We start from the raw sequence: 4045 nt of genomic DNA, 5'->3' as shown, positions 1-4045 counted from the left end.
CCGTAGCTCAGTTGGCAGAGCAGCTGACTCTTAATCAGCGGGTCCAGGGTTCGAGTCCCTGCGGGCGCACCAATAAAAACAAGGGGTTATAAAAAATAGACCGCAGCGGCAAAAAAGTCGTGTCAGCCGTTGTCTTCCTCTCGCCTCAACGGACTCGCTCCCCTCGGTCGCGCCACCGGCGAACAGGGCCAGCGACAACACTACCAAAAACAAGCGGATCATGGGGGAATTCCTCGGGGTCCATCCCCACGCAGGCGGGGCAGCCTTTGGCCTCTATATAGCTTGCAAAGGTTGCAAGGGTCCATCCCCACGCAGGCGGGGCAGCCTCAAGCATGTAAAACCAAAATCCCTGACTGCCGGGTCCATCCCCACGCAGGCGGGGCAGCCTCTAACACAAGTAAGTGCATATAAATACTTACAACTCACGTCGGACGAGCAAAGCACCATCCGACTCATAGATAGTAATATCATGCTCCCTCAAGACTTCACCGAGAACGCCAAGCATACATGCGTCGTGTTACACCTAGGCGGCCGGATAACATGACACTTAACCCCAAGCACCTAGAGGTGCCAAAAGCAGGCAGCCAAAGCCAAAGGCCGTGTGCCGCCCAATGCCACGCGTAATACCTTCGGCAAAGCGTTCGCTGTTGGTTATCTCCAAATCTCCACGAAAAAGAACATCTGGTCCCTCGATTTCCTGTACGCGCCGATGGCCTCCAATGATCGGTCGCCTGAGTACGCGTGTCCGTCGCATGGAGATAAGCTGTGCAGCTATCAGGCAAGCGCCATGAAACTCAAGGCGTGCAGCCAGCCACTTTCGATAAGCATCCTCTTTTGAGGGCAAAGCTTCGATGCGTTCTCCAGCACGGTGAACTGCCCACGCTGCAACATCAACCTCGTGATTGGGGCCGCCGCGCCCCGCACTGCGAGAACGCACGATGGGACGTGTACGCACCTCAAAACTGAAACAAGCACCCGTCCGCCAATTTTCTGGCATGGCGTGGGCTTCAATCGTCTGGAGGCAAAGTGCGTTCGCCGATGCACGAGTCAGCGGCAGGCAGGCAACTTCTGTTATGGCTTCGGGCTTGGCCTGAACATAGCCGAGCACGGCACCTTCCCCTTCGCGTGGTTGTTGAAAAACAAAGGGCCTAGGCGCGAAATTGCCTAGTGCCTCCTTTAGTGCTGCATGGAGAGCATAGCCTAGGTCAGCGTCTCCGCGTCGGGGAAGATAACCCTTCTCGACAGCCCAATGCACGAGGGCTGTCGTGTTGGGGCACAGGCGAACAAGTGACAAGGGAGCAGTCATGGCGTGTCCTCCACAGGGATGGCCAAGCGTCCCTCCAACCAGCGCTGTTCCCCACCATGCACATCACTTACCCAATTGCGTCTGCCGCTTACTTGCACTTCCCGGTACTGGTCCTCAACAAAGGGATGGGGGGCATCGTGAACTGGTGCAAACGCAGTATGCGCGGCCTGTCTTTGGTCCTTGGCATCCAGCAAGGGAGCTTTCGAGACAGCATCCAAGGCACTCTCTCCTCGACCTCGACCAACGAGAAGCGGCGCTGTTGGCAGACATGGTTTTCGGCCTATAAACAGAGGTCGTGCCGGATAGTCCAATGCTTTGGCAACTTGGTCGAGGGACAGCTCACCCTCCGCCGGCTCCAGACGCAGAGCCACGGTAATCACCCGGTCTGTCCAATAGAAGCGATAGCGTAGGTGTTTGCCTATATAGGTATTAGCACCGCCAGCGCGCCCTTCGGGTTGCCCATGTGTTGTCCATCCTTTGTCGTTCTTGTTCAAGTCCGCAGCCTGGAAGTCTCTGAGCCTTTCTCCCTCGCAGTCGGCCCGGCAGGCAAACACTAGACGGTCTTGCAGAGCCTGTAAGTCTTCCCTGTCCGTGCGCCGATATCCGAGGGAGTTGCCGATTATGCCGACCAATAAAGAAGCACTAGGCCAATCGTCCGTCTCCCCGAAATTATCGATGACGACTCCGCCAAAACTCATCAGCGGTGCGTCGAGACGCAGTATGAGGTGGTCCTTGTTCATCCAGTCGTTCCCGCGCTGCCACGCACTACATCAGCAGTCCACTGAGCGAGATCATCGAGGTTCTTTTGGTCGATCTCGCTCAGTACGGCATCTGCATCAACAGCCAGTTGACACCGGACTTCGTCACCTCCGTAGGCGGCATCTAGGCTGGCAAGGTATGCGTCCATCTTCCCAGCCGCCTCTTTGAGCAGCCCGTTGGCCCTCACGTCTACCGGATCGCGGAAGGCATTGGCAAGCGTGCGCGGCTGGCGCGATCCGGCCTCTATCAGCATTAGCTCGGCCCACGCATAGGGTGCGGTGGAGCCTTTCTTCGCGCCGGGAGAGACTTGGGCAATGAGATGTACCAAGTGCTCAACCACCTTGGCGGCGATCTGCCCATCTTGCGAGAGATTGGAAATCAGCAGGCCGATGTCCACGACGACATAGCCGTAGTAAAGACCGCTCGTCAGTTCCATATCGAAGATGCCCGCCGACCCCGAATCGTCCCCCTCGGCCTGACTTTTCAAGTCATCAACGACGGTCATGTAATCGAGGTCGCACTGCAGCTTATGGACGGTAAGGCCGTGAGCGACGTGGATGGCAGCGTCAGTATTGGCTGCCGGATCGGAAGTGACCATACGCCCGAATAGTGCCGCACCAAGGCCAGCACCGTCTTTTAGCTCCCGTATATTGGTACGCTGCTCCGTGATCAGGGTGGCCAGTCTTTCACCCGCAGCTTCGGGAGTACCTTCTGCGAGTGCTTGCGCGGCGAGTGCAGCGAGGAACTCCAACTCCGGCTCACCGAAGTACAGGGCCTGGCGCTTTTTGGGATCAGCCGCATCTTTGGCGTACACTCCCTTGAGCAGTTCCTCCTCGACGGCTTTGGCGAAATTATCGTCGGCGGGCTGCTTTTCGAGTGCCCGTGGCATGATCTTATCCTCTACGGCACGCTTGGTGCGGATCCCCATAGGGACTTCGAGATTTTGCAGCGCCCATGAATTGTCCGCAGCATTTTCTAAGCTATCAGCACCTGCCAAGCGCCAATGGCGCTTTAGCGCCTGGGAGGAAACCCTCCCACGAGTAGCCCCACCGAAGGGCAGACGCTTGGCCAAGCCTGCGTCGTCGCGGTTTAACAAGGCTCCAGGATAAGAGGCAAGCCAGTGGATTTGAATAAATCGGGCTGGGGTCATACTGAGTTCACCTCAATTAGCGATGACACGGGCGTACTGCCGTGCCACTCGGTTACGAGATTGGTCGGCGCGGCTTTCGTCGCGTCCAGTCCAGCGGGCAATGCGAGCCAGGGGCAGCCAATCTATGGCCGCACCCTTGGCCCCCAAGAATCGGGCGAGCCGTGGTAGCCCATCGGCTATCACCTCAAAGTCAGAAGACAACAAGCGGTTGATGCGTTCTTCTGAATACTGCACTTGCGCAAGAGTGGCACCTGTGGAGACACTGTAAGCGTGTTGCCCCCGCGTCAGGGCCAAGCAGTGGATAATCAGTAACCAGCGTTTCCGGTCTGCTGCTCCCGTAGGCTCTGCGCCAGCGGAGGCAAGCAGTCGTTCTGCTGCTATTTCGGCGTGGCTAGACGGAGCCTGCGGGTCCATGCGCCGCAAGGCGGCATGATCTCCCGTTGGGAATCCAGCACTCGCAAGGCGGGAAGCGATTTTGGCAAGCCAGCTTGCCTCCTGTCTCCAGACAGGTTCTTTATTGTGATTCGTCATCAGCTTCTATATTCTCCTCTTTTCGGCGTAGATTAGGCAGGTGCCTGTAAAGAGCACCTTCCAGTATATTTCTCGCCCGGGCTTGCGCTATGATGCGCCGCTCGTCGAGGTAGGGCGCAGCCTCGCCAGCCGCATCCAACGTCTTTCGGGCTATGTCCGCTAAAGTCTTTTCCCAGGCATGGCTAGCCTCTTCCTCGTCCATATCGAGCGAATTCCTAAGTTCCGGGAAGAAGCATTGATCTACCCGGCGATCAAAACGGCCAAGCCACGGCTCGGTAAGACTTGCGTTGGCCGGCTTA

At 57.4% G+C, this 4045-nt stretch carries 4 protein-coding genes; all 4 read right to left on the bottom strand.

What is annotated here, in order from left to right; translation table 11 throughout:
• Nucleotides 1–547: 547 nt before the first annotated feature.
• Genes cas6e through casB form a run of 4 tightly spaced genes read right to left on the bottom strand, consistent with a single transcriptional unit; the run spans nucleotide 548 to nucleotide 3746 of the window.
• A complete protein-coding gene (cas6e, locus tag F4Y45_11470) occupies nucleotides 548–1306 on the bottom strand; it encodes a type I-E CRISPR-associated protein Cas6/Cse3/CasE (protein ID MXY25127.1) in 759 nt (252 codons plus the stop codon).
• Nucleotides 1303–2046 carry a type I-E CRISPR-associated protein Cas5/CasD gene (gene cas5e / locus F4Y45_11465; protein ID MXY25126.1) on the bottom strand — a complete coding sequence of 248 codons (744 nt, stop codon included), beginning with the start codon at nucleotides 2044–2046 and terminating at the stop codon, nucleotides 1303–1305. The genes cas6e and cas5e overlap by 4 nt, the downstream gene beginning before the upstream one ends.
• On the bottom strand, nucleotides 2043–3215 hold the full coding sequence (cas7e, locus tag F4Y45_11460) for a type I-E CRISPR-associated protein Cas7/Cse4/CasC (protein ID MXY25125.1): 1173 nt from the start codon (nucleotides 3213–3215) through the stop codon (nucleotides 2043–2045). Before cas7e ends, cas5e begins: the two co-directional genes overlap by 4 nt.
• A 12-nt stretch (nucleotides 3216–3227) precedes the next feature.
• Nucleotides 3228–3746, bottom strand: coding sequence for a type I-E CRISPR-associated protein Cse2/CasB (casB, locus tag F4Y45_11455; GenBank protein ID MXY25124.1), 519 nt, complete (start codon nucleotides 3744–3746; stop codon nucleotides 3228–3230).
• Nucleotides 3747–4045 lie beyond the last annotated feature (299 nt).

Source organism: Acidobacteriota bacterium (assembly GCA_009838525.1).
Lineage (GTDB): Bacteria > Acidobacteriota > Vicinamibacteria > Vicinamibacterales > UBA8438 > VXRJ01.
Note: the sequence above shows the minus strand (reverse complement) of the source record. Positions and strands in the feature narration are given on the sequence as shown.

Excerpts from the sequence above, each read along its gene's own strand:
- cas5e (MXY25126.1), bottom strand. The coding sequence starts at position 2,046 with ATGAACAAGGACCACCTCATACTGCGTCTCGACGCACCGCTGATGAGT.
- casB (MXY25124.1), bottom strand. The coding sequence starts at position 3,746 with ATGACGAATCACAATAAAGAACCTGTCTGGAGACAGGAGGCAAGCTGG.
- cas6e (MXY25127.1), bottom strand. The coding sequence starts at position 1,306 with ATGACTGCTCCCTTGTCACTTGTTCGCCTGTGCCCCAACACGACAGCC.
- cas7e (MXY25125.1), bottom strand. The coding sequence starts at position 3,215 with ATGACCCCAGCCCGATTTATTCAAATCCACTGGCTTGCCTCTTATCCT.